The organism is endosymbiont GvMRE of Glomus versiforme, from assembly GCF_003546845.1.
This window is the reverse complement of sequence record NZ_NWVA01000002.1, coordinates 583,160-607,619: the sequence shown is the minus strand read 5'-3', so window position 1 is coordinate 607,619 and position 24,460 is coordinate 583,160. Positions and strand designations below refer to the sequence as shown.

24 protein-coding genes are annotated in these 24,460 nt (G+C 32.5%); 12 read left to right on the top strand and 12 right to left on the bottom strand.

The annotated features are described in order from the left end of the window. Both GvMRE_RS13670 and GvMRE_RS06765 read left to right on the top strand, forming a co-directional pair. Positions 1 to 357 (top strand): hypothetical protein (locus tag GvMRE_RS13670; RefSeq protein ID WP_172575300.1); only part of this gene is annotated, 357 nt, incomplete at its 5' end. Continuing rightward, a complete protein-coding gene (locus GvMRE_RS06765; RefSeq protein ID WP_147410460.1) occupies positions 323 to 721 on the top strand; it encodes a hypothetical protein in 399 nt (132 codons plus the stop codon). The genes GvMRE_RS13670 and GvMRE_RS06765, both read left to right, overlap by 35 nt. A gap of 37 nt (positions 722 to 758) precedes the next feature. Here GvMRE_RS06765 and GvMRE_RS06760 read toward each other — a convergent pair whose 3' ends face one another. Beyond that, positions 759 to 1,169, bottom strand: coding sequence for a hypothetical protein (locus tag GvMRE_RS06760; RefSeq protein ID WP_147410459.1), 411 nt, complete (start codon positions 1,167 to 1,169; stop codon positions 759 to 761). A gap of 98 nt (positions 1,170 to 1,267) precedes the next feature. Here GvMRE_RS06760 and GvMRE_RS06755 point away from each other — a divergent pair, with 98 nt between their 5' ends. Genes GvMRE_RS06755 through GvMRE_RS06750 form a run of 3 tightly spaced genes read left to right on the top strand, consistent with a single transcriptional unit; the run spans position 1,268 to position 7,817 of the window. Then, complete coding sequence (locus GvMRE_RS06755; protein ID WP_147410458.1) at positions 1,268 to 7,453, top strand: LPP leucine zipper domain-containing protein; 6,186 nt, start codon at positions 1,268 to 1,270, stop codon at positions 7,451 to 7,453. Positions 7,454 to 7,455: 2 nt separating this feature from the next. Next, on the top strand, positions 7,456 to 7,632 hold the full coding sequence (locus tag GvMRE_RS13665) for a hypothetical protein (protein WP_172575293.1): 177 nt from the start codon (positions 7,456 to 7,458) through the stop codon (positions 7,630 to 7,632). After that, positions 7,632 to 7,817, top strand: a complete 186-nt coding sequence (locus GvMRE_RS06750) for a hypothetical protein (protein WP_147410386.1) — start codon at positions 7,632 to 7,634, stop codon at positions 7,815 to 7,817. Before GvMRE_RS13665 ends, GvMRE_RS06750 begins: the two co-directional genes overlap by 1 nt. Before the next feature lie 2 nt (positions 7,818 to 7,819). Here the strand turns inward: GvMRE_RS06750 and GvMRE_RS06745 are convergent, their stop codons facing one another. Next, positions 7,820 to 8,509, bottom strand: coding sequence for a hypothetical protein (locus tag GvMRE_RS06745; RefSeq protein ID WP_147410385.1), 690 nt, complete (start codon positions 8,507 to 8,509; stop codon positions 7,820 to 7,822). Positions 8,510 to 8,603: 94 nt separating this feature from the next. Then, complete coding sequence (locus GvMRE_RS06740) at positions 8,604 to 9,557, bottom strand: hypothetical protein (RefSeq protein ID WP_147410384.1); 954 nt, start codon at positions 9,555 to 9,557, stop codon at positions 8,604 to 8,606. Between the two features lie 155 nt (positions 9,558 to 9,712). Between GvMRE_RS06740 and GvMRE_RS13660 the strand changes: the two genes are divergently transcribed. Beyond that, positions 9,713 to 9,862: a hypothetical protein gene (locus GvMRE_RS13660; RefSeq protein ID WP_172575292.1), complete on the top strand. Its 150-nt coding sequence runs from the start codon at positions 9,713 to 9,715 to the stop codon at positions 9,860 to 9,862. Positions 9,863 to 9,881: 19 nt separating this feature from the next. After that, positions 9,882 to 10,373, top strand: coding sequence for a DNA methyltransferase (locus GvMRE_RS06735; protein ID WP_147410457.1), 492 nt, complete (start codon positions 9,882 to 9,884; stop codon positions 10,371 to 10,373). Positions 10,374 to 10,433: 60 nt separating this feature from the next. Here the strand turns inward: GvMRE_RS06735 and rplT are convergent, their stop codons facing one another. Continuing rightward, the gene (gene rplT / locus GvMRE_RS06730; protein WP_147410456.1) at positions 10,434 to 10,808 is read right to left on the bottom strand and encodes a 50S ribosomal protein L20; all 375 of its coding nucleotides are present in this window, start codon (positions 10,806 to 10,808) and stop codon (positions 10,434 to 10,436) included. A 320-nt stretch (positions 10,809 to 11,128) separates the two neighbouring features. Here rplT and rpmF point away from each other — a divergent pair, with 320 nt between their 5' ends. Further along, positions 11,129 to 11,308 (top strand): 50S ribosomal protein L32, encoded by a 180-nt coding sequence (gene rpmF, locus GvMRE_RS06725; protein WP_147410455.1) that lies wholly within the window; start codon positions 11,129 to 11,131, stop codon positions 11,306 to 11,308. Between the two features lie 234 nt (positions 11,309 to 11,542). Here the strand turns inward: rpmF and GvMRE_RS06720 are convergent, their stop codons facing one another. From GvMRE_RS06720 to GvMRE_RS06695, 6 genes are all read right to left on the bottom strand, one after another. Further along, positions 11,543 to 12,907, bottom strand: coding sequence for an amino acid--tRNA ligase-related protein (locus GvMRE_RS06720; RefSeq protein ID WP_147410454.1), 1,365 nt, complete (start codon positions 12,905 to 12,907; stop codon positions 11,543 to 11,545). A gap of 160 nt (positions 12,908 to 13,067) precedes the next feature. After that, positions 13,068 to 14,954 carry an AAA family ATPase gene (locus GvMRE_RS06715; protein ID WP_147410453.1) on the bottom strand — a complete coding sequence of 629 codons (1,887 nt, stop codon included), beginning with the start codon at positions 14,952 to 14,954 and terminating at the stop codon, positions 13,068 to 13,070. Between the two features lie 24 nt (positions 14,955 to 14,978). Next, positions 14,979 to 15,311 carry a nucleotidyltransferase family protein gene (locus GvMRE_RS06710; RefSeq protein WP_147410452.1) on the bottom strand — a complete coding sequence of 111 codons (333 nt, stop codon included), beginning with the start codon at positions 15,309 to 15,311 and terminating at the stop codon, positions 14,979 to 14,981. Positions 15,312 to 15,315: 4 nt separating this feature from the next. Beyond that, positions 15,316 to 15,705 (bottom strand): HI0074 family nucleotidyltransferase substrate-binding subunit, encoded by a 390-nt coding sequence (locus tag GvMRE_RS06705; protein ID WP_147410451.1) that lies wholly within the window; start codon positions 15,703 to 15,705, stop codon positions 15,316 to 15,318. A 36-nt stretch (positions 15,706 to 15,741) separates the two neighbouring features. Continuing rightward, positions 15,742 to 15,996, bottom strand: coding sequence for a hypothetical protein (locus GvMRE_RS06700; protein ID WP_147410450.1), 255 nt, complete (start codon positions 15,994 to 15,996; stop codon positions 15,742 to 15,744). 383 nt (positions 15,997 to 16,379) lie between these two features. Then, entirely contained in the window at positions 16,380 to 18,005 is a 1,626-nt protein-coding gene (locus tag GvMRE_RS06695) for a hypothetical protein (protein ID WP_147410449.1), read from the bottom strand. A 332-nt stretch (positions 18,006 to 18,337) separates the two neighbouring features. Here GvMRE_RS06695 and GvMRE_RS06690 point away from each other — a divergent pair, with 332 nt between their 5' ends. Further along, positions 18,338 to 18,616, top strand: coding sequence for a hypothetical protein (locus GvMRE_RS06690; protein ID WP_147410005.1), 279 nt, complete (start codon positions 18,338 to 18,340; stop codon positions 18,614 to 18,616). Here GvMRE_RS06690 and GvMRE_RS06685 read toward each other — a convergent pair. Beyond that, positions 18,611 to 19,888 (bottom strand): IS630 family transposase, encoded by a 1,278-nt coding sequence (locus GvMRE_RS06685; RefSeq protein ID WP_147410004.1) that lies wholly within the window; start codon positions 19,886 to 19,888, stop codon positions 18,611 to 18,613. The two genes, GvMRE_RS06690 and GvMRE_RS06685, sit on opposite strands and share 6 nt — an antisense overlap. Before the next feature lie 103 nt (positions 19,889 to 19,991). On the opposite strand from GvMRE_RS06685, the gene GvMRE_RS06680 reads away from it, so the two are divergent. From GvMRE_RS06680 to GvMRE_RS06670, 3 genes are read left to right on the top strand one after another with little or no spacing between them, the layout of a single operon-like run. Continuing rightward, on the top strand, positions 19,992 to 20,291 hold the full coding sequence (locus GvMRE_RS06680; protein ID WP_147410003.1) for a hypothetical protein: 300 nt from the start codon (positions 19,992 to 19,994) through the stop codon (positions 20,289 to 20,291). A gap of 2 nt (positions 20,292 to 20,293) precedes the next feature. After that, a complete protein-coding gene (locus GvMRE_RS06675; RefSeq protein WP_147410002.1) occupies positions 20,294 to 22,720 on the top strand; it encodes a type I restriction-modification system subunit M in 2,427 nt (808 codons plus the stop codon). 4 nt (positions 22,721 to 22,724) lie between these two features. Then, positions 22,725 to 24,146: a restriction endonuclease subunit S domain-containing protein gene (locus GvMRE_RS06670; protein ID WP_147410001.1), complete on the top strand. Its 1,422-nt coding sequence runs from the start codon at positions 22,725 to 22,727 to the stop codon at positions 24,144 to 24,146. On the opposite strand, the gene GvMRE_RS06665 is transcribed toward GvMRE_RS06670, so the two are convergent. Then, positions 24,129 to 24,344, bottom strand: a complete 216-nt coding sequence (locus GvMRE_RS06665) for a hypothetical protein (RefSeq protein WP_147410448.1) — start codon at positions 24,342 to 24,344, stop codon at positions 24,129 to 24,131. The two genes, GvMRE_RS06670 and GvMRE_RS06665, sit on opposite strands and share 18 nt — an antisense overlap. Between the last annotated feature and the right edge of the window lie 116 nt (positions 24,345 to 24,460).

The following is a 24,460-nucleotide window of genomic DNA, read 5'->3' as shown; positions in this document are numbered from 1 at the left end:
TCTAAAAGATTTGTTTTTCCTCCCAAGGAAGAATTTGAGCGAGTAGTAAAAAGAATAGCACGCAGCGAGAGAAGAACTAATATCGGCTTAGCTTCTAATGCTACTCCGGTAGAGAAAGCGAAGTATAAACTCTGCAAAACTATCCTTGGCTACAAGCAAGATAACGAATTAACCACCAAAGATATTGCTAAGCAACTAGGATTAACTGTTGCTAGAACCGAAGCAATTTTATATTCTCATATTGATAAGTTTGCTTTGGAAGAGTTAGCAGATTATGCTAATATCTTACATGTTCCTTGCCAATTAAGAATTAATATTCCTTATGCTCAAAAAGAAATTGCCTCAAAAGCCCACTAATTTAAGACCTTATCCCTATAGTGCGATAATTAATAAACGATGGTTTACTAAACTAGAAGTTAGTCCTTATTATGAAAAACATAACCAAGAATATCTAGAAGCTTTAAGGAAAAGAGGAATTAAATTGACTCCTAAATTAACCGAAAAGTTAATCACAGATGACTTAATTAGAAAATTAGCACAAAAATTAGATGGAGAAAAAGTAGATTCAGAAGGCAGATATTACTACTGAACTTACTATTCTTTTAGAGTTTATTGAGGAGTTAAAGCTTACCGATTAGTTTGATGTGTCGCTGATAATGAACCACATATTTTAGGTATCATGGATTGTTATCGGCAAAGTAGATTTGATAAAGACAATTAAAATAATCTATATCCCTGCCCTTATTTAGCCCTTTCCTTTATTGCCTTTCTATTTCTTGTTCTAGTTGCTTTTCTTTGGCTCTTAACTCTTCTGCTTCTCGGCAAAACTTTGGATGATAAATAATACAAAGAATAACACCTAGCACACAAATCACTCCAATTGTTATAAAAAAACCATTAAACCACTTACTTGCTGTTGGATATTCTTCAAACATATCACTAAAAAGTCATTTGAAAAATATAAGTTCAACTCCGATAGTTCCTATTGCTCCTCCGGTAAGATTCCAAATTGTTTTCTTATTCGTCTTTACTTTTTTCTCTTTAATTTTCCTTTCTTTCCTAACTTTCATTAGTTCAACCATCTTCTTGCCTATACTCTCTCTCTCTCTCTCTCTCTCTCTCTCTCTCTCTCTCTCTTGCTTCAAATTGCTTATATCTTCACCATTCATAATAACTATTTTTAACTAAATAAGCCCTGAAACTAGCACTAAACAACCCATTCGCTACACACTAAAATAACAAAACAAAATCAAACAAACCAAACAATATGACAAATAACAACGAAAAACCTATAACAGAAATAGAATTAGAACAAATTGAAAAAAAACAAGGTCTCACAGAAAAAACTGCTCGTTGAACTGTAGAAAAACTAAATGCCGGCTTACGAAAAATAGGTGCCAAAGAAATTCTTCTTGATGAAATAATAGAAGGAATTAAAGCTGGAACCATAACACCATCTGCTCTTCTTGGTGCATGGGAAGAGGGAGCAAAAATAGCAGCCGGGGTGGTTAGTTATCTAAGTAAAGGTGCACAAGCTGTTCCCGTAATAGGTGGCTTTCTTTCATCGTTACTTAAAGTGGCTAGTAAAGGTCTCAGAGGTATTTCCCATTTGATAGACCGTGTTAAAGATGCTTGTAATGATTTAGCTATTTCTAGTCTAGCCCTAAAAGTAGGCAAAGCCCAAAAAGGAATAGCTGATGTTAATAAAAGAGTAGATGAACAAGGCGAAAAAATGGACGAAGGCTTCCGACGAGCCGGCGAAGCCCTCAAAAACGCTAAATCTGAACTAGAAGGAAAACTCTCCGCCCAAGGCGAAAAAATAGGCAACCTTGAATCTGATGTTGGTGACCTTAAAACTCAAACTTCCCGCCTCGATTCAGCAGTTAATAATCTTCAACAAGCTCACTCCGAATTCAAAGCCGAAGTAAACCAACAATTCGAAGAAGTTAATGAAAGAGTAGATTCCGCTGAAGTAAAAATCACCAAAAATGCCCGTGATATCCTAGAAGAAAAATTAGAAAGAGAAGCCATAGATAATGAACTTCGCGATAAAATCAAAGTCAATAAAATTCAACTAAATAACTTAAAAGAAGAACAAGAAGAACTTAAAGAAGATTTCCAACGCTACCAAACTAAAACCGACCGCAAACTAGAAGAAGTCCACCAAGAAATAGAGAATACTCAAGAAGAATTCACTCATCAATTAAAAATCCAAGAAACTAAAATTCAAATGGAAATAGAAGAAACTCGCGACGAATTCGAGCGAGCCAATAATCTAATCAACACTAAAATTAACCAAACCCAAGAAATCTTAGAAGAATACGAAGAAGAAGTAGAAAACATTCGCCACGACCAAAAACGCTTAAACGTTGAATTCCAAGAATTAACTGACGATGTCGAAGAACAATTTGAACTTATCCACCAACAAACTCGCAAACTAGACTTAGTAGCCGAGCAAATGGGTGAAATTGCTGAAGAAACTAACCGCCGCATGGATAACCTAGAAAACACTATTTTTGACATTGAAGAACAAGCCGAAGAAGCTTTATCTATGGCTCGCAAAGCCACTCGTGATGTCAATCAACTTACCGAAAACCTCCAAAAAGAACGCAAGCGAATTAAAAACTTAGAAGAACAAACGCAAAAAAACAAGCAAGAAACCAAAGAAGCTAAGCAAGAAGCTCAGCGAGCTAATGAACGCTTAGACAACTTAATAAAAGCCCAACAACTAACTGATTTCAGTAAAGAAAAACTAGCCTTCGCTAAAATCCAAAAATCTCTCCAACTCAAAGCCGAAGAAACCAAACTATTAGCCCAATTAAACATCCTTCAAGAAACTAAAAAACTAATCCCCGAAAAACCAGCTGAAAGAGAGTGAAAAGTTGGCGTTAAAGAAGGAAAAGTTAAAGAAATGCCTCGACCGGAAGGAATGCCCTTAAATCCTAACTCTCGTTGAGCCCAGGAATACACCGAAGAAGAATTACGAGAATGAGGCTGAGATATTCGCATTAAAAACGAACATGAATCAGCTCCTTTAACTACCCCCGACCGCCGAAAAGAAGAAACTGCCATTCCTTCGCAAACTAATCAAGAACAAACTGCCCCAGAAACTGACCAAACCAACCAAGTTCTTAAAGAGCAAGTAGAAAGTGCTAAAAGCCAAATTCTCTCCCAAATCAAAGAAATCCAAGCCCAAGTAAACGAAAATCTTACTCCTCTAGAACAAGAGCAATCAGAAGCCTCTGATACTGAAAACGAGGATCAAGACCCTACGCAACTAAACGAACAAAAAGAAAAAGAACTCCGCACTGCCCGAGCCAAAACTAAAGCTCAACTTACTCGCCAGCAAAAACAACAAGCAACCTCTCAAAAAGAAGTCACTCAACTCAAATCAGCCCTGACCAGAGAAAATAAAAAACTAGAAAAAGCCAAAGAAGCAGCCGCTGAAGCTTTTACGGCTAAACAAAGAAAAGCCACCAAGCAAGCCCAAGCAGAAAGTCAAGAGAAAGTAGATAAACTTCAAAAGCAATTAGAGCAAAAACAAGAGCAACTTAATCAGCAACAGCAACAAACTGCTCAAAAAGAAAAACAAATCGAGGAACTACAAAAAGAAATCCAAGAAGTCCAGCAACAAAGCTCAGCTTCTGCTTCCTCTCAATCTAAACAAGAACTCCAAGAAGAAATTGAGCAACAACAAGCCGAAGCTGCTCAACTACAGCAAGAAATCTTAGAACAACAATGACAACAAATCAGTCAAGCCCAAGAGCAAGTGCTTGAAGAACAAAAAGAAAGTGAAGAATCACCTCCGGACGAACAAGCGGAAGAAGCTCAAGAACAAGCCGAAGCTGAGCAAGAAGTAAAAGAATTAGAAGAAGCCGCTGCGGCTACGCAAAACCAAATGACTTTGTTTATGCTCTATTTAATTATCTTCTTGCTCGAATACATTGTCTACAAAAGAAATGGCTTGCCTGGTTTAGTTATCCTAAACATCTGCTTAGCAATCGCTTACTATCACAAAGACACTTTAATGCAATATGTTGATTTATGAGATAAATATGTCCTCATAATAGGCTATATCATGGGTAATGTCTTAACTTATAACTGCGTAGAAAAACCCGAACATAAATGACCCGCTATGGTTGGATACAATGCCATAATTCTGGCTATTTGAGGCTATACTCAGTGAAAAAAACACCAAATCAATCAAAAGCAAGAAACTGCTCAAAAGAAAGTCGCCCAACTAGAAATAAAAAAAGAACTAACCAAAAACCAAATTGCGGAAAAAGAACTTCCCGCTAAACTTTATAACTGAGAAGAGAAAATTCAAGATAAACCCTTAGAACAAACCACTCAACTTCGTCAAGAGCTGTTCCAAGCCGTCCAAACCATCAAAGAAGAAAAACAACAAGCCGAATACGTCCAACAACAAGAACAAATCGCCCAAGAACAAGAGCAAGTAGCACAAGAATTAGCCGAGCAACAAGCCCAAGTCCAGCAAACTTTAGAAGGAATTCACCAAGCTTCAATTAGTTCAGCAGCTATCAACACCGAAGGTTTAGAAGAACACTTTCCTGGTTTCCAAACTGAATTTGAACGAATAAAAACTTGGTTTAAATCAATTCTTCCTAGCACCCAAAAGGATAATTTGCTTAAAGTTATTGAGGAGATTAAACTCACCAACGAAGAAAGTAAAATCTTAAGCAAACTATATTTAAACGAAGAGCAAATTCTTGCCATTACTCTCCAAAATAAAAAAATTAAAAATCATGAACTAGAATTACGTCAAACTTTCCCTAAACTAACCACTAAACAAAAACTTAAACTGCTTAATGCCGGCTTAGAAGCCTTGGGCTTAAAATCCCTGGAAGATAAGCAAGTTTTGGCTAATACTCGTCAGCAATTCCTTACTGAACAACAAAACTTTGATTTAACTCATGAAGAAAAAGAAAACACTTTAAGATTCTTTGTCACTGCTCTTTCCCTAAGCACTGAGCAGCAAAGCAAACTAGAAAATTTAGGAATAACTCTCTTTAATGCTTCTAACTGAAAGACTACTGAAGAACACCGACAAACCTTACTAAGAATAGGCTTAGAGAAGATTAAACTTAGTGAAGAAGAAAAGCAAAATCTTGCTAAGTCAAAAGTTAAACTCTCTGCTCAAAACGAGAATATCCTGAAAACTCTAGCTCCTTTACGCAAAGAGTATAAGCATTCAACCAACTTACTTAGAAATATCCAAGCACTTAAGCTTAAATATGAAAGTCTTAGTTTCTTTAATCAGCAACAAATTCTTCCTGATTTAAACACCCAATTTGGAACCATCAAAAACCCTTATCAAGCCTTAAAACAGCAAATTTTAGAAAAAGAACAAAAGAAATTATTTAAAGAACAACAAGAAGCCGAAAAAGAAGAGACTAGGAAAAGAATGCAAGAAGTTCGCAAAAGTTTACTACCTTCCCTTTTAGAATTTGCCCAAAATAACCCCAAAGAAATAGTTGAACTTGAACTACCTATTTACCGGGAAAGAATTATTTACCAAGATGAAGGAAAAATTACCCGAGGAATTGAAAGCCAAGAAAAAAATTGAGTATCATTAGGAGCAATCGACCAAGACCACAGCAATCTTTTATCTGCCCATGGTTTTAAATCATTCAAAAAGTATGATTTTTTTGACCTTTTAACCTTTGCGTGGGGAAATATTAATCCTGAAATTAATACTAACTGAGAAAAATGAAAGAATATCAGCCTCAATTTCACCCAAAAGTTAGTAAAAGAATGGATTAGCTATGACTTCACTTATGAACAATGCCAAGACTGAATAAATATTCATTCTCCTACTGACCAAAATCAAGCTATTCAAGAGCCAGCTTTTTATGCTTATTTAAGAGATAACATTGAGTTAGCCCCAGAACAAGTTTTAAACGATGAAACCATTATCCTTGAAGACTTAAAAGAGCAATTTGAGGAGTATCAACAAAACAATCCTCCTAATGCCGAGCAACTAGACTGAAAACAATTCTTATCGGAACACTCCTGATTACAGGAAATCTGAGAAAATTATCTAACTTTCCAAGCGGAAAAGCTTCAAGCCCAATGAACTAAAAACCGTGAAGAGTTAGCCAAGCGTGGCGAAATAGGTCAAGAAATAGAAGAAAAACAAGTAAATTTAGAAGAATTAGTACCTAGTTTAGCCAAGTATGTAGAGGACAAAATTCAAGCCAGCATTTCTCACTTACCGTCTTATAGCTCCTCGCAAACTACTTGAAAAGAAACTGATGCTGAGCAAGAACAAACTTCTCAGCAATCGCAATCTTCTGCCACTGGTTCTCGTTATGATGACTTATTTTCTAACCTAAGCCAAGAAGAAACCGAAAGGCAAAAGAAAAAACAATCCCGCGAAGAAGCCCGCAAAAAACTTGATAACCTTGAATTCAACCGTCGTGAGCAAAACCTAGACACTAAACAACAAAAATTAAAATCTGAAGAAGAACGTCGCCAAAGGGAAAGAGAGTTAGAAGAACAAGAACTAAAAGCTCGTCAACAAGCCTTTGAAGCCCGTCAAAAAGAATTAAAAGAACAAGAAGAAAAACGCTTAACTTCCCAAGCCGAACAAATTGAAACTAAGAAAAAAATGGCTGAAGAAGCCCTGGCTATCAAGCAAAAAGAGGCTGAATTAGCCGAGCAAAGAAAACGAGCGGAAATTGACCGCTTAGAAAAAGAAAATCAGCAAGAGCAAGAAAGATTAGCAACTCGAGCCCGATTAATTGAAGAAGAAATGCAAAAACAATTAGCCCAAATTGCCTTAGAAGACCAAGAATCTCGCCAAAGAATTGAAAAAGAATGCCAAGAAAGAAAAGCCCAATTAGAAAGAGAAATCTTGGAATTAAAACGCAAAAATGAAAGAGACTTAATGCTTAAAGAGCAAGAATTAGAGAAAGAAAAACAAGAAAAAGATACTCAAATCGAACACTTACGAAAAGAAGCTAATTTAGATGAGACTGCTTACCAAGAAATGCAAAGCAAAATTGCCGAAGAAAAAGAAGCTTCGGCAAAATTGGGTGAAACTACCAGCAAAGCCCGAGAGCAGAAGATGGCAGCAGGAGAAGTTCACAAGAAGGCTTTTGCTGCTGTTTATGAGTATTATTTGGATGATGATGAGATTGCAAGTTGTACTAATATCAGACATACCACCCCTAGTGGTTCGGCTTTACCAAGTGTGCGAAGTTTATTTAACCAACACCCAGAAATGAGGCTAAATATCTTTAATTCCAAAGTAATGAGCGGTGGAGAAAGTGGCGAGAAAGTAAGCATGACTACCGGAACCAAGTTTTATTACTGAAATGCGAAAGAGTTGACTACTCTAATTAATAAGTGCTTAGGTAGTGGCTCTTATAGCAAAGCAGCTTTGGAAGCCAAGATTAAGAGTATTAGTGATCCCAATTTTTTTAATTAATTATGATAGAGCAATTAAGGAAAGAATTAAGACAGAGGAGAGAAGAGTTTCAAAGGATTAAAGAAAAGGTAAAGAGATTGGTTGAGAGAACGAAAGAAATAAGCAAAGAAAACACGGAAAATGAAAAAGTTTTAGAGAAACTATTAAAAGAATTTCAAAAATTAGGAGAAAACTTATAATGACTAGATGTGAAAGATGTGATTTGATAGAAAGAAAATTAGCTAATACTGAAGAAAGAATACAGTTGCAGTTAAGGAATGTGGAACTTTATCTTGAGCTTTTAACCCGAAAAACTCGTTTATTTGGTCAGAGATTAGATGGGTTGTTAGAGAAAATTAACCAAGTCATGAAACCTTTGCCTTAAATTTAGTTCTCTTTGCCCTTTTTCAACTTTACTATCCAAAAAACTAAGCCTCCAATTAAAGCCAAAATCCCTATTCCTCCTATGATAACAAGCACTTTATTCTTTTCAAAGAAAGATTTATCGTTTTTGTTATCAATATTGCTTGTTTTAGAGGAAACATTGGCTTTCTGTTTAACTTGCTGAATTTCTTGTAAGATTTGCTTAATATAACTCTCTAGTTCTTCTTTTTCTTGCTTTTGTCGCAATTCTTCTAAAGTAGGAAAGTTAGGAACTTCTAAATTTCCTTTTTCTGAGTTTAGTTTATTTCAAGTTAAGTTTAATTCTTTTTCGGCTTCTTGTTTCCTTTGGCTTTCTCACTGTTTAAAATGTTTTTCGGTACAGAATACTCATTGATGATCAGGATTAGTGGCATTACTCATGCTTTCTTCTAAGACTTTGGTGCGTTTGTCTCAAATGTAGTGGTAAACTGCTGATTTCTTATCACAAACGGCACAATGGGAAAGTTTATGTTGCTCTTTTTTCTTTTCCGGAAAGAATTTTTCTTCATAGCAATCTTTACTGCAAAAGACTAGTTGGTTTCCTTGGGGTTCAGTGTCGGCTAAGGAGAGTTCAATTTTTTTAGTATCAGGGTCGTAGATATAGTGCCAAATTGAGGATTGTTTTTGGCAGTTAACGCAGGCTTTTTTATTCATGGTTGCCTCCTTTCGAGAGATATGCTACTAGTGTGTGTGTGTGTGTGTGTGTGTGTGTTTCAAATTAGGGTTATTTCAGTGCTTATGTTCATGATTAATTATTTCCTCCTTTGCTAGAGCCAGGGGTTCCGTAAGTGGGTTGGATGATTTGAGCCTGTAATTGCTGACTCTGTTGGTATTCCCTAAATTGTTTTCTTAAATCCTCTAATCTAATATTATTATCATTTAATACTTGTTCAGGAGATAATTGTCACTCATCTCTTAAATAAGCATAAAATTCTGGTTCCTGAATAGCTTGTTCTTGGTCACTAGGAGCATGAATATTAATTCAATCTCTGGTCTGCTCAAAAGTGAAACCATAACTTTGCCAAGTTTTGATTAACTGAGGAGTAAAGGAAAGATGAGTATTAATTCAATTAACTTGATTGTTTTGTGCTATTTGCTCAAGAACCAGTTTATTTTCTTCTAGTAATTTCTTGTCATTTAATAAATTTATTCATAAATCATTATAAAAGGTTGTTTGATTAACTTCTTTTGACTCTAGTTGGTTTTTTTCATTATTAGATTGTCCTGCTTTAACGCTTACTTTGTTGTTTCTAATTGTAACAACACCCCCACTTACCCTAATTCCTATTGCTTCTTCATCGGCTTTAACTTTTATATTACTTCCTTGGATATCAAAATGACAATCACTATTGCAATCAATTCCTATTACCTTTTTTCCTTCAACATTGAAATCACTGTTTCTTATTTTGATTATCTTTGGTTTATGTTCTTTTAAAGCATTTTCTTTAAAAATGGCAATATTATCATCAATAATACTTTCTAGACTTCTGTCGTTATTTTGTTGTTCAGTTTTTTGACTAATCAAGTGTTCTTCATCTCTAAGTCAAGCATAAAAAGCAAAATCTTTAACTTCAAATTTTTCTTTTAAAACTTCTTTTCATTTTTGGGAGGTTTGGTAATCAAAACCATGTTCTTTTCAAAGATTTTGGTAATATTCATTAAAATCAGGATGTATTTCTCTTCAGTCTCTATTACTTTCCATAATATAGTATTTTAGTATACCACCAAAAAATCCTTTATTTTCAGACTACTTTCTCCTAAAAATAAAATCAATATGTTTCATTTCCAGAGAGAGAGAGAGAGAGAGAGAGTAATTATCAATTTAACACCAAACAGCCAGGAGAAGCCTTAGAGTTATTGACTTCTTTGCCGGAAAGTAGCACTAAGTTAGTGTTTTTAGACCCTCAATACGAGAAAGTTAGCACTGTTTTAAAGTTAGATTACCCTTTACATTTCCAATCTGACTACCAAATAACTCAATTGCTTTCAGAATCAGCCGAGTATTAAAACCAGTGGCTTTTGTCTGTTGTGAGTAAACAAAACCATCTTAGGAACTGATAGAGTTTTAAGTTGATTACTCCAAGCATCTCAGTTAAAAATAGTTGATTTGCTAGTGTGATATAAGCAAAACACCTTAGGCATGGGTTCCTGATTAAGAAGCCAAGCAGAGTTTGCTTTTTTACTCCAAAAGCAGCCTACTAATAGCAAATTGTTTAGAAATAGAAGCTTTGGAAATGTGTGAAGTGAAAACAGTTTGCCCACTAGTCAGAGAAAGCATCCTCATCAAAAACCAAGAGAACTAATTAAAGCCTTAATTGTTGCCACCACCAACCAAGGAGACTTAATTCTTGACCCTTGTGCTGGTAGTTTCATTGTTTTAGAGGTTTGTCAGGAAACTAACAGGGAGTTTCTAGGCTGTGATTTAACTTATAGCGAAATGGCAGAGTTTAGGAAAACAAAAAGACCTAGTTTCCAAGTTTCAGAGACAGTTTGTTTGAATTGCTTTGAATTTATTTAGTTTTCTTATAGTTTACTGGGGAGTTATATATAGATTTTTTTGGTATACCATAAAATATACTTATAGCAAAACCATGGTTAAATTCAAGTCTTCTCATACGCGTGTAAATATCTTGTTAAGCAATTCTGGTTGGTGAATAGCCATTTCTGATAATTGTTTAGGATTCAATTCAATTTTTGCTAGTTTGAGTGAACGTATTAAAGAAGAATATTTTAATCCCTTCGCTCGACAAAAAATATTCAAGCGCAAAATTCATATGCGATGAAAGAACCTTTTTCTTTGTTTCCTCCCTTTATAAGCATCATCTCAAGCATTCATCAATTGCTCTTTGGCTGTTTTGAATAGTTTATGTTTGGAGCCATAAAAACCCTTGGCTTGTTTTAAGATTTTTTTTCGTCGCTCTCTAGTGACTGGCGTGCTTCTGGATCTTGTCATTACTATATAATTATTTTTATCAATCAGAACTTTTTTCTAGTTCACTTATCTATAGCCAAAATAGACATGAAAGAACAAATTATAAAAACAAGGGCAGTTTGGTGACACGAGTTCCAACAGTTAAATCAAACCATCCAGGGAGTATTGACTTTTCGTATTGAACAAAGAACCACCTAGAATTTTATTAAAATTTTAATTATAATGAATGAGAAATGAAACTGTAATTGTCAGAAGTTTTTGATTAGCACTGCATTTTTGTCTTTCAGGAATGTGCTTTTTTGTTGTGCATATATTAAAAAACGTGTAAAAATATAAGTATTATGGCAGTTCCTTTTCGTCGAACCTCTTCTAAAAAAAAAAAACTAAGACATACAGTTAGCAATCTTAACTTTCAAAAAAGGGCAACAAGCACTTTAATTAAGTGCAATAATTGTCAGCAAGTAAAAAAACCTCACTGAATTTGTTCAACTTGTTTGACTTATCGCTCAGTAAAACTTTAAACTTGTAGTTATATGTTTGCATTAAAAGATACTGTGAAGCAGGATTGCGAGTATCAGAATCAGTAAATTTTGATTTAAATAAAAAAAACCCGCAAAAGATTAAAAAGCAAAGGCAAAAAGAAGATTTGTTTATGTTGCCAAGGAGAGAAGGTTAGAAATCAAAAAGTTTGTTGAGAGTTCTGTTATATATGTCTTTTCAGCAAAAATCTAACATTTAATTTGAGCAGAGTGTTGCTATAATTTTTCGTCAATATAGTTCGGAGTACCAGTCAAAGAGCAACTACCATCAATATTTTTGGGAAAAGCAATAACTTCTTTTAAATTTTTGAGATTAAGGATTATCGCTAGTAAGCGGTCAATTCCTAAACCAAATCCTCCGTGCGGAGGAGCAGCAAATTCTAGCGCTTGTAAAAAATAACCAAAATATTTCTCTTGTTTTTGCTCACTATAGCCCAAAATTGCAAAAATTTTTTCTTGTAATTCTCGTTGGTAAATCCGCAAACTGCCACTTAATACTTCTTCACCATTGCAAATTAAGTCAAAGGCTTCACAAATTACTTTTTCTGGCTTAATTTTGCCGTCTAATAAAGGTTTAACATACTTTTTTTGCGGAACAGTAAAAGGATGACGAAAAGCTTCGTATTTTTTGGTTTCCTGGTTGTATTCAAAAAGCGGTCAGTCAATTATCCACAAAAAATTTAATTCTTTTTCATTTTTCGGATTTTGACGTAAATCAGGTTTATCAGTGCCATATTTTTCCATTGCTTGTTGATAGGTTAAAACTGAAAAAGGAATTTTTAATTGGTGGTTGAAAGTTTTTCTTAAAATAAATTTTAAAAACTTTTCTACCAAGTTCATTATCTTTTTGGTGGAGGTAAAACTCATTTCTAAATCTAACTGAGAAAATTCAATTTGTCGATTGCTTCGAGCATCTTCATTACGAAAACTTTTATCAATTTGGTAATGTTTAGCAAAACCACTCATCATCAATAACTGTTTAAAAATTTGGGGAGATTGAGGTAAAGTATAATATCTTTGCTTTCCCAAAGGAGAAGGAACAATAAAGCATTTGGCTCCTTCGGGAGAGTTTTGGGCTAAAATCGGGGTTTCTACTTCAATAAATCCTTGCTTGTATAAATAACTTCTAATTTGGTGAAGAAAATGGTGCCTAATAATTAAAGGTCCTTTGCTGACATTACGTCGTAAATCTAAATAACGATAACGAAAACGATTATCTTCATTAATATTTGCTTCATCTTTAATTTCAAAAGGCAAAGGCTTGGTTTGGTTAATTATTTGGTATTTTTCTAAATTTATCTCAATTTCTTTTTGTTGTTGTGATAACTCAGTATTTTTTTTTGGTCGTTTTTGTTGTACTGTACCTCAAATACTAAGCAAGTCCTCAGAATTAACTTCTTTTTGAAAAACTTTAATTATTTTTTTTTCCTTTGTGATTACTTGAATTTTGCCCGAAGCATCATGTAAACTAAAAAATAAAACCCCTCCTTTATTAATAATTCCTCTTACTCAGCCGTTTAAAATTACTTTTTTGCCTAATTTTTGGAAAGTCAGTTGAGAACAATTATAATTACGAAACATTTATTTAAAATTTTAGCAAAAAACTTGGTTAATTTAATCAATTTACGTTTTTTCAACACTTTTTCGTAAAAGAATCAGGCTGAATAAGTTTTTAAACTTGGCAAAATTTAGCTTTTAATGATTTGCTATTTTCTTTAAAAAAAGACTAAAATAACTTAAATTAATATCAAAATCTGATATTTTTCCCTTTTATTAGTATCATTTCCCTGAGAAATTTTTCCATTTCCTTTCTTTGTAAACCAAGAGCTTTGCTGTCCTCATTTACAATTTTTATGGCTTTTTTCATATCTTCTTTGGTAATGCTTTTTCTTCCACTTTTTTGAACTATAGCAATAACTTCGCTATAAATCATTCTTTTAATGTCCGCCCCAACAAATAACGGACGAGGAGGAAATTCGTCTTCCTCAAATACTTTCTTTTTTTTCATCCGACCAGTTTTTTCATCATATTCAAAATCACTGCCAATTACTTCATTGGGGTCCATTTGGTAATCTTTATTTTCACTTATTTCTTTAAACATAAATTCTGTGAATTCGTTCACAAATGCTGTTTGACTTTTATTGCCAAGAAAACTAGGATCAGAGACTTTCATACCTTCATAAAATGAGTCTAGATTAGCTTTAATGATACTTTTAAGTTCATCCTTTTCGGGAAAAGTAATTAGTAACTTCATACTAAATCTTTCTGAACGAAGAAGGGATAAATCCAGTTTTTCAGCCTTATTAGTGGCGGCAATAAGAGTAAGGCCAGGATATTTTTGTTTGTCAATTCCGTCCATAATGGTATTTCATTCAGTGCCTCTCTCCATATTTTCTGGGTCATCGTCATTAATTTTATCAAATTCATCAATAAACAAAATACAAGGCTCTCCTTTGGTTTCTTTGATAACTCCATTAAGAAATAGATTTATTTTTTCTTCTCTTTCTTTTCTATCTTTACCAGCAAATTGTCCTCCAACGGCATAAGCAAAAAAACTGCCTGAATATTTTGCTGCTGCTTGAGCCAATAAAGACTTACCAGTGCCCGGTGGACCATAGAGAAGTATATGCTGAGGACCACTAGGAAAATTTTTTATCTTTTTTTTAAGTTCAAGCATAGCCAAGTTTGTTTTTATCCTCTCTTTAGCATTTTTTAAGCCGCCAATAGAATTTCAGGTAGTTTTAATACTTTCAGAATCAACGATGTATTTTTTTCTTTCTTCAACCGATTTTCTTTTTTCTTCTTCCTCTTGGGCTTGTCGTTTGCGAGCATCATTTTCTCCGGAAAGAATGTCCCCTATTGCAGTGTCAGGAAATTGCTTGCCTTTTCAATATCTGTTTAAGAAAAATCCAACACTACCAAGCAAAAGAATACAAAATAAAAATTTTTGCCAAGTAAAGAAAGATTTTTGTCTAAATTTGATGTCAGTATGTGGTAAAAAATCCTTAAATTTATTGGCAGTCAAATAATCTTGGAGAGTTTGATTATGAGAATGAATAATAAAAGAAATTTGTTTTCTTCTTTTTGGGCTTTTTAAAAAAATCATTCCTTCTAAAAAAACATAACTCGAGCCACGAAAACTAGTTATTTCCAAATTTTTAATTTTTTCCACCAAATAATTATTTTTTTCGCCTGCTGAATAGGTTTTGTCCCGAAAAATTTTATCTTGTTGACTAGCAGGAATATCAATTCTTGTCAATCATTTTATTAATCAATCTGAAAGCCAAAAGTAAACAAACACTAAAAATAAAACAAAGCAAAAAGTTAGAACCATGGTTAACAACTCATCAACTTTTTTGGTTCGTCAATCAAAAACATAATTCCTAAACACTTTAAGAGGAGTTTGTTCGCCAAAAATGTGTTCAGACTTTCAAATTAACCATGTTAGAAAGCCACCACCCACATAACGCAATAACTTTACTAATCTTACAATTCAGACATTACCAAATAAGGCTAACTTAATTTTATTGATTTGTTCATTTAGGTTCATATAAGTATGTTTTACTCTCTCTCTCTCTCTGGTTTTTTGCAGTAATATTATGAATCAAATTTTTTCTTTGACAGTCATATATTTTCACTTAATTACTTAGTTTTAGATAGTTTTTGGATTTAGAGAAGGCTCTTTCGCATTTTGAAAAGTAGATGAAGAAATCAAAATTAAATCTTTTTCAATGGCTTTCTGGAAAGCAGGACGCATGTTTTTTCAATTGACTAACTCCACCATAAAAGGTAAATTTGATTGCTCAAATTCCTCCCGCATTTCACAAATAACACTACTAGGAATATTATCATAATAGCAAAGGTCTAAATCTGATAACCTTCAAGCATTACCTTTTACTCTTGAACCATAGGCATAGAATTTATAAGGATGCTTACTTAGTATTTGCCGAATTATTTGCCAGTGTCTTTTTTCTAATTGAAGCATAATATTAAAGTTTTTTCAAATTTTTAATTAGTATATCAAGATTTTTTAAGAATTGGGGTAAGATAGGATAAACTTCTTCCATTATTTTCTCATAATACTCGTGAACGGTAATGTTTCTTTTTTCAACATAGTCAAATCAAGGTTCTGCATTAGGAATTAGACCCTCTAAACCGGCTATCCGAAAAACTTCTTTGGAAGTATAAACATGAGTTCCTCGTAAACTAAGTATTTTTCGACAAGTTTTTCAGGCTAATTCATAACAAATCTCAAAGGCTTGAATAGTGCCAGCAATTTCTAATTCAGTTTTGGCCTCTTGAAGGGCTTTTTTGAGAAAATTACGAGCGGATATTAGAGGTTCAATATCTAATTTATCATTTAGAATGTACTTAGGCATGATATACTATTTTTTACTCTTCTCTTTTAAGTTCACTTAATCACTGATTGTAGCGCCAATCGCATTGAATTGATCTTCCTTTTGGGATAAACTTATAAAACCACTAATTCCAAAACTCACATTTCTAGAAACTTCATGGGTTAAATCACCTTTGTAAATTGACCAAAAGCAAGTAGTACAGCATTTAGCAATGACCTCAACAATCAGAGAGCATTCTTTACAAATCATTGAACCTTCGATCTGTATTTCCTCGTCTTGGGAAATTTTTTTATGACATTTACTGCACAACATAAATTATTAATTAATAATAAAATTTTTTATTGAACAAAAATAAAGTGTTTTTATTTTCCGGTTAAATTCGACATATTTCTTTCAACATATCTCAGTTTTCATGTGATTTTATCATGTCTCCCTTAGTAATAAACAAAAATCTTCATTTTTCATTTTTTCTCGCCTCTTCTCCTAATTCTAAATTTAAAGCATTTACTCATTCTTTTGCGCTTGATTTTTTCCTCTATTTCGGATTAGGATTATTGTCATCTTTGGTTTCTACTAACTAGTGAATACCATTTTTATCCATTACTAAAAAATCCGGAAAATAGTGTCTTTGGCTTTTTCCATAAAGAATATAAACTCCATCTCCCCATTGTAAAAGAGCAAAAAAAATTTGTTGTTTAATTTCTCTCTTCTAATAATTTTAATTGTCCTCAATTATCATGAGATTTTTTGATATCCTTAGGAGTTATATATAAAAAGTGTCATTTCTTACTATTTTTCTGTTTTATCAGTTCGCGATTTAGTTTATTTACTCACTTCTGAGCCATTTCTTTCTTAGCCTTTACTTTCTCTTCTGTATTGTTATCATTTTTTACTTCAATTAGTCAATAATCGCCGTTTTCAACTACCAAAAAGTCTGGATAATATTTTTTTCCATTCCAATAATAAATAAAAAAATCTTTTTCTTTTTGTAATCTGATTCATCATTTTATTCCAAGGCTATTGTCTAATAAAACAGCAAAATCCTTCTCTAGAAGACTATCAAAATTGTCATAATGATATAAAGAATTGTTAAATTGATAACTTTTTTGAAGCGAACTATCCTGATAATCAGAGGCAACAATTTCTTTGCGGGAATGTTCTTTAAAAGTAAAATCAACCACTTGGTAAATTAAATCATCTTTATTTTCCTGTAAATTATATTGGTGGGCAGTTTCTTCGACTTCTCTTTTTAATAGAGTAGTAATAATTCCCCGACAATCCATAATTATTGATCAATTAAGGATTTTTGGTAAAAAATAATCATTAATTAACTCTTTAGCTAATTTTACTTCTTCGTTATCATGAATAACACAATTACCCATAACGCTTAAAATTAATTCAGTTCGTAATTCCTCAATCTGTTGAGAACTTAATTCTGGCTGGCTGGCTTTGGTTAATTCCTCGGTTATTTTGTTTATTTTTATTTGCTTAGTGTCAATATCACTTTTTATCTCGTGTCTTTCCAGATAACTCCGGGCTTTTTCACGGGTCGAAAATCTTTCTCCCAGTTCAGTAAATAATCTTTGTTTATTATTTCTAAAAATAAATTCTAGGGAAAATTTAGTTGACTTTGGTTTTTGTGTTAAAATAGTAATGGTAAAATTTTCATCCTTGGGAAAATTGGAAAAACTTTCCGGTAATTGTTCTTGGCTAGCTTGTTGTCGTTCTTGAAAATCACTAACGGGTAAATCAGGAATAGGATATCCCGAACTAGGAAAATTTTCGCCTGTTTTTCTATCATTAGGTAAACTATTATCAAAGGGAGGTTTATTCTCACTGGCTTGCTCGCCAAAAAAGTTTTTCGCCAAGGCACCACGATTATTTAGTAAATCTTGAAATTTATCATGGGTAATGATTTCTAACTGATTAAGAAAATTAACAGGAGTATATTGACCAAAAGGAAGTCGTAATCCTCGCCCAATAACTTGTTCGGTTAAAATCTCAGAAGCGAAAGCCCGTAAAGGAACAATGATATAAACACCTTTGACATCCCAACCTTCTTTTAGCATTCCCACCGCAACAATAATCCGAATGCTATTAGCGGGGTCATCGATATTTTGAAGTTGTTGAGCCATTGCTTCATTGATGCTGCTGCTATCTACTCTCAATGTATTTTCTGGGGGAAAATGACAATCTTTTAATATTTGTTGAACTTCTTCGGCGTGTTCGATATTTTTAGTAATGATTAACATTAGAGCCTTACGGGAAGGTAATTGCTGTTGTCGAGTATAATCATCTAATAATTTTTGTTTTCTTTCCAACAAGGTAATAGCATCTTTTAATTTGCTTTCTTCATTGTCTCAACTATCGGAACGACCAACTAATACCGGTTGTTTTACTAGTTTATCATGGAGAGCATAACCTAAACTATAACGAAAAATAACTTCCTTAGGCGATGTTTTTTCGTGTGGTGTGCCAGTTAGTCCAATTAAATTTTTTGGTTTTAGTTCCCGAATGGCTTCGGAAAACTTTTCGCCATATTACAATGCTAATAATTAATGTCAGTAATTTATAACTTATTTTTAAAATCTTTCATATGAATAATCACCAAATAATCCATTACATAAAAGTCCGCGAAGCCTAAAGAGATACTTTGAGAAACAAGTCTAGTGCTTTATCTTCCATTTGAGGAGGTTTGTTTAGATTTGGTACTTTCCTAGCTTACTGGGCAGTAGAGAAGATTTTCTTAAAAGAAGAAATTGAAGCCATGTATCAGCGAAGCCCTAACTCTAAATACCTCTTTTGACTTTCTTTGGCATTTGGAATATGAGGGATAATTGATGCTTTGTGAGGAGCCTATAATTACTTTCAAGCCAACCAACAAGCCGAACAGCTAAGAAAACAAGTGGAAGATTTAGAAAGAGAGTTATAACTTGAATTTAGTTTTTTTGTCATCATCAAAGTAGTTAGCACAATGCCAGAAGCATTTGGATAAGTCTTTGGTATTCAATAATTCAATTGCTTTCTCAATAGCATTTTTTAACTCTTCATAACTTTTTGGTCGTTGCTTTTCGGTTTGTTGTCTTAAAAGGTTAAAACAAAGTTCAGTGGGATTAAGCATTGGAGCATAAGTAGTAACAAACCTTATCTCAATATTTTTCTTTGCCATTTGCTCTCTAACATTAGGCACTTTTGCTTCTTCTCTTTTATCGGGAGCAGTATGAATACTGGAATTATCCATTAAAAGATAGTTCTTTTTATCTCCGATAGGGTTAATCTTCTCCAAAAAGTTGTAGAAAATTTCTCAATTAACACTTTCCTTAAATAATTTTCAATGAACCACGCCTTTTTCTTTTAAGTTACTGATAGCAAGTAAAAGTGTGTAATGTTTTCCCTTATGACTCGGTCGTTTAGAAACTGCTCTAGTTCCTTTTAAAGAATATCCGAACCTTGGTCAAAGGTTGGGGTAAAAACTACATTCATCCAAAGCAATAAAAGGAAATTGTGGTAGCAGAAGTTTAATCTCTTCATTAAATGCTTCGGCTTTCTTTTCATCTAACTCTGTATAATAATAGGTTAGTTTTTTTCGAGTTATGCCGAGTTTAGTTAGTCATCGACCAATAGTTTGTCGACTTATTCTTTGTCCGATTTGTTGGGAAAGATAATCAGCCATCTCTTGTTGGGTTTTAGGGTTGTCGTCATTGTCAATATAAGCACGAAGCAAAGAAACTACTTCTTCAGTTATTTTAGGCTTCTTGCCTCGCTTTTTTAAAGGTTCTAAACTAGGATTAAATCAACGATAAATCGTTCTTTCACTTCTTTGATAAATAGTGGCTAGATTTTTGTAAGAAATTCCTATTTGTCGCAAACTCTTTAAGTGTTGAGGGTCAAGCGATAATTTAATTTGTTTCTTTCGATGGTCATTTGCTATTTTTTCAATGTTACTGATTGACTGCCTTTCAAAATCAGTTAAAGATTGTTCTCCTCTACCCTTTCTATCAGTGTCAATTAATTCTCACTTAAATGATTTAAAAAGCTTATCTCTTGTTAGTTCTAATCTGCCATTAGCATTAGGCTTATAACTTATTTGCTTATCATAGTAAAAGTAATCTGTTTGGTCAGTCTTAATGTTTAAGAATTCATATTTTCACAAATTAAAATTTTCTGTCCTTTTTTTGTCTAGGATTTTAGCAAGATATTCCATATATTATTTTTATTTTATAAAAATAAAAAACTTTAAATTAGTTTTTAACTAATTTCATCTGATTAGTAGGTAAAAATTAAGTATAAAAGCAGAAATAAAAGTCGTGAAAAAAAAATTAAAGCAATGTCCTAAATGTGGCGAAACTTTCCCTGAATGAATAGAAGAAAGTGAATTTAAGCACGCAGAAAAAATAACCAAAATTCTAAAAAGTTCAAAGACCCCTCATGAAAAGAAAATTGCTCTGTTCAATTGGTTAAAAGGTTTAGATGTAGGAGAATTACAACCCCAAGAAAATCAACGAGTTAACTCTTTATTGTTAAGCCGACTTTATAATGAATTAGCCAAAAAAGCTATGAAAGAATATGAGAAGACAACTGCTGATATTTTCAGCAAAAAGGAATAGCAATGAACATAGAATTAACAAGAAATTTAAAAAAATATTTAGACAATAGCCAGCAAAGAGAAAAAGCAGTTGTGATTTATGACTTTGAAAGAAAAAAAGTCAAATATTCAGAAAAAATCCAAAGCCATCGAGAGATAGACAAGTTTGGCGGTGAAGAAATGGTCAGGGCTTATATTCTTGCTAAACTTGTTAATGAACTAGGCTATAAGCTAGAAAATATCGAGATAGAAAAGAAATATCATGTAGGAACACCAAAAACAGCCAAACCAAGAATAGACATAATCGTTAAACGCGACAATGGAGATGTTTTTTTGTATATGGAATTAAAAAGTCCAGAAGAATACGGAAAAGATAAAGAAGAAACCATTAAAAACCAACTTTTTAGTCTTGCTTCACAAGAAAAAGGTCAAGGTAAGAAAGTTAAATACCTAGTTTTGTATTCTATTGAAACAATTGAAGATACAATAAAAGACGAGTGTATATTGATTGATTATGAAAAATTTGCTTCATTTGATTCGTGAAAAGAAACAAGAAGCTTTGCTAATAAACTACCCAAGGCATATGGAGAAGCTCAAAAAGAACCATATGTTAAAGGTGGCGAAAAAGATTTAGAGAAAAGAATCATTCCCAGCCAGTTAAATGAAGTAAGGAAAAATCTTCATAATGTTCTTTGGGGTGGAGGCGGAACAGATGACAACGATATTTTTTCTTCACTAGTAAACATAATTTTAGCCAAAATTCAAGATGAAGGCGAAAGAGAAAGTGGAGAACCATACGAGTTTCAGACTTTTTCTTTCAAAAGCGACAATTCGAGAGAGAGAGAGAGAGAGAGAGAGAGAGAGAGAGACGAAAACAATGAACAACTTTTTGAGAGAATTAATAATCTATACAAAAGAGCATTAAAACAAAGACTAAATATCACTGACCAAAAGAAACTTAAAAAGAGTTTTGTAGTAGATGAAAATAAATTTTCTCTTGCCAAACTTAAATATGCTGTCTCGGAATTGGAAAGATTCTCTTTTTTTTCATGGAGAAAAAATTCTGAAGGCAAAGACATACTAGGTGATTTTTTTGAAGAAATAGTTAGGGAAAGATTTAAACAAACCAAAGGACAATTTTTTACCCATACAAACATAGTTAAGTTCTTGCTTTGAGGATTACAACTAGACAAATTAGCAATTAAGAAAGTAAACGATAAACAACAACTTCCTTATTTAATAGACCCTGCTGCTGGCAGTGGAACTTTCCTTATCGAATACATGAAATTTATCACTAAAAATCTAAAAGTAAAATTTAAAGATAAACTTTCAGATGCTGAAGATATAAAAAATAAGCATTCAGAATGGTTTCCTGACAACAAAGAAAACAAGTGGGCAAAGGAATTTATTTATGGTATAGAAATTAATTTTAATTTAGGAACTGCTACCAAAGTAAACATGATTTTACACGGAGATGGCTCGGCTAATATTTTTGTTAAAGATGGACTTTTGCCTTTTAGTTATTATGGCAAGGAAGAAGCTAATCTTTTAAAAAGACATAAACAAGAAAAAACCTATTTTAACAAGGAAATAAATGGGTCTTTTGATGTAGTTGTCAGCAATCCTCCTTTTAGCATAAGTTTGTCTAACGAAACAAAAGAACACTTAAAAGAAGAATTTATTTTTGGAAATAAAAAAAATTCAGAGAACTTATTTATTGAAAGATGATATCAATTATTAAAGCCTAATGGTCGCCTTGGTGTAGTTTTGCCTGAAAGTGTTTTTGATACTGCCGAAAATAAACACATAAGATTATTTATTTACAAATATTTTGATATAAAAGCAATCATTAGTTTGCCACAATTAACTTTCCAACCTTTTACTTCTACTAAAACCAGTCTTTTATTTGCTCAAAAAAAATCCAAAGAAAAAATACAAGAATGGGACAAGTTTTGAAGCAAATACTCCAAAGAATGAAGCGATCTTAAAACAAAGTGTGAAAACCTGCTAATGGTTTACATTCACGGCAAAAACAAAAAACAATTTTCTTCAATTAGAGAATTAAATCCTATAAAAGAAAAGAACATTTTGGTTAGGATGCTTAAAGATTGTATAGAAGAAGATGATAAAAAACTTTCAGTTGGAGAGTTTATTAAAAAATACCAAAAAGAGCTTGTTGAACTTAACAAATACGATAACGACACCAAAGATACTTTTGGTTTTGTAAATACTTGATGAGTATTTAGTGAAGTTGCTAAAAAGGTAAACTACCAAATGTTTCTAGCCGAGGTAGAAAACATTGGCTATAAGAGAACTAAAAGAGGTGAAAAGACAACATCAAACGAACTTTTTCGAACTAATAACCAAGGCGAAATTTTATTGGCTGATGAAGATGGTATTATGGAAACTGCTCTTGACCACTTGAGGAAATTAGAGTGAGGTAATTTTTAAAAATATGCTACTGGAAAAGAAATGATTTATAACCGACTTTAAAAATATCGGCAAGCAAGAATTTCTCCGACCAGATTTCGGTTATAGATATTTTTTTGATATCCAAGAGGCAAAAATATTTTCAGTGAAAAATAGCATTAATCTGAAAAGTATTTTAAATCCTGTTGAAACAAAAAAAATAGCAAAAGGAGAATTAAAAGAGCCAGAAATTTTAGTGGATATTGACAATATTGAAAGAAGATTTAATAATTTGATAAACTGCGAAGAAGTCATCGAGATTGGTTCAGATAAAAACATCTTGTTTAAGGGAGACATCATCATTCCTAAAATGCGACCTTGACTGGGAGGTATTTTTTTGAATACCGAACATAATAAATATGTCGGCTCCAGTGAATTGTTAGAATACGAAATAACACCAAATAATAATCCGCATTTTATTTATTACCTTTTCACTACCGAAAAATTTTTGTCTAATTTAGTCAAGTTAAAAAACGGAAATTCGCATAAGAGAGTTAACCAAAAAGACTTGCTTAAAATACAAACTCCTAATGTTCCGAGTTTTATTCAAGACCAACTTGTGGCTGAAATTGAACCAATTGAAAAGAAAATTAAAACTTTAAAAAGCAGCATTAAAGAGCCGCAGGAAATAATTAATCAAACTTTTGCTAGAGAATTTGATTTTAATTTGGAAAAGTTTGAAAATTTGAAAAAAGAAAAATTTTTTGAAGTGAATTTTTGTGACATTTCTAAAAGTAACTTAATTAGGTCAAGCTCTCATTTTCATCATAAAAAAACATGAATTATCGAAGAAAAACTAAAAGATAAAAAAATTTGAACTCTTGTTAACCATATCTTTAAATTGTCAGGTGGAGGAATAATCCCAAAAGGAGAAACATTTTCTGATGTTGAAACAGATTACTTTTACTTAAGACCAAAAGAAATAAATTTTTGAGAAATAGATAAGAACAGTATCCCTTGATTGTCCGCAGAACTGTATAATAAACTTAAAAAATATAAGATTATCTCTGGTGAACTGTGTATTTCAATTATTGGAACAGTTGGAAAAACAGCCTTGATAAATACTGATAATTTAGAAATTAATAAAGAAAATTTAATATTAAACGGAAATTTTCTTAGACTTAGTCCAAAACAAGAAATCAACCATCAATTTTATTATTATTACTTTTACAGTTTCATTTTTCAAGCCCAAGCAAATCGAGAGTATACAATTACCACTATCAAAGCACTTGGAATTGACAAGTGAAATTATATAAAAGTTCCAAACATTCCTTTATCAAAGCAAGAAAAAATTGTTAAAGAAATAGAAATTGAACTAGAAGAACAAAAACAATGAGAAGAAAAAATAGAAATTGAAAGAAATAAAATTGATGAAATTATTAATGATTACTTAAAAAAGGGAAAATAATCTTGCTAAAATTTTCTTATATTTACTGACATTAATTATTGGCATTGTAATAGTATAAGTTTTCCCATTATCACTATTATCAGAAACGGAATAACCACCTACTTCTGCTTGAATTTTATTTTCCAGTTCGTTAGCCTCATTGCTTCCTTTTTCGCTATATATTATTGCTTTTTTTATTACTGTATTGTCTCTTGTCATACTTTTTCATATATATATATATATATATATTTTACACGCAAAAAATTTTTTAATAATGTTTTCGTGTTCAGGAAAAGTTAACATTTTTTGTCTGTTGTTTTCTAGTTCAAGTTTAA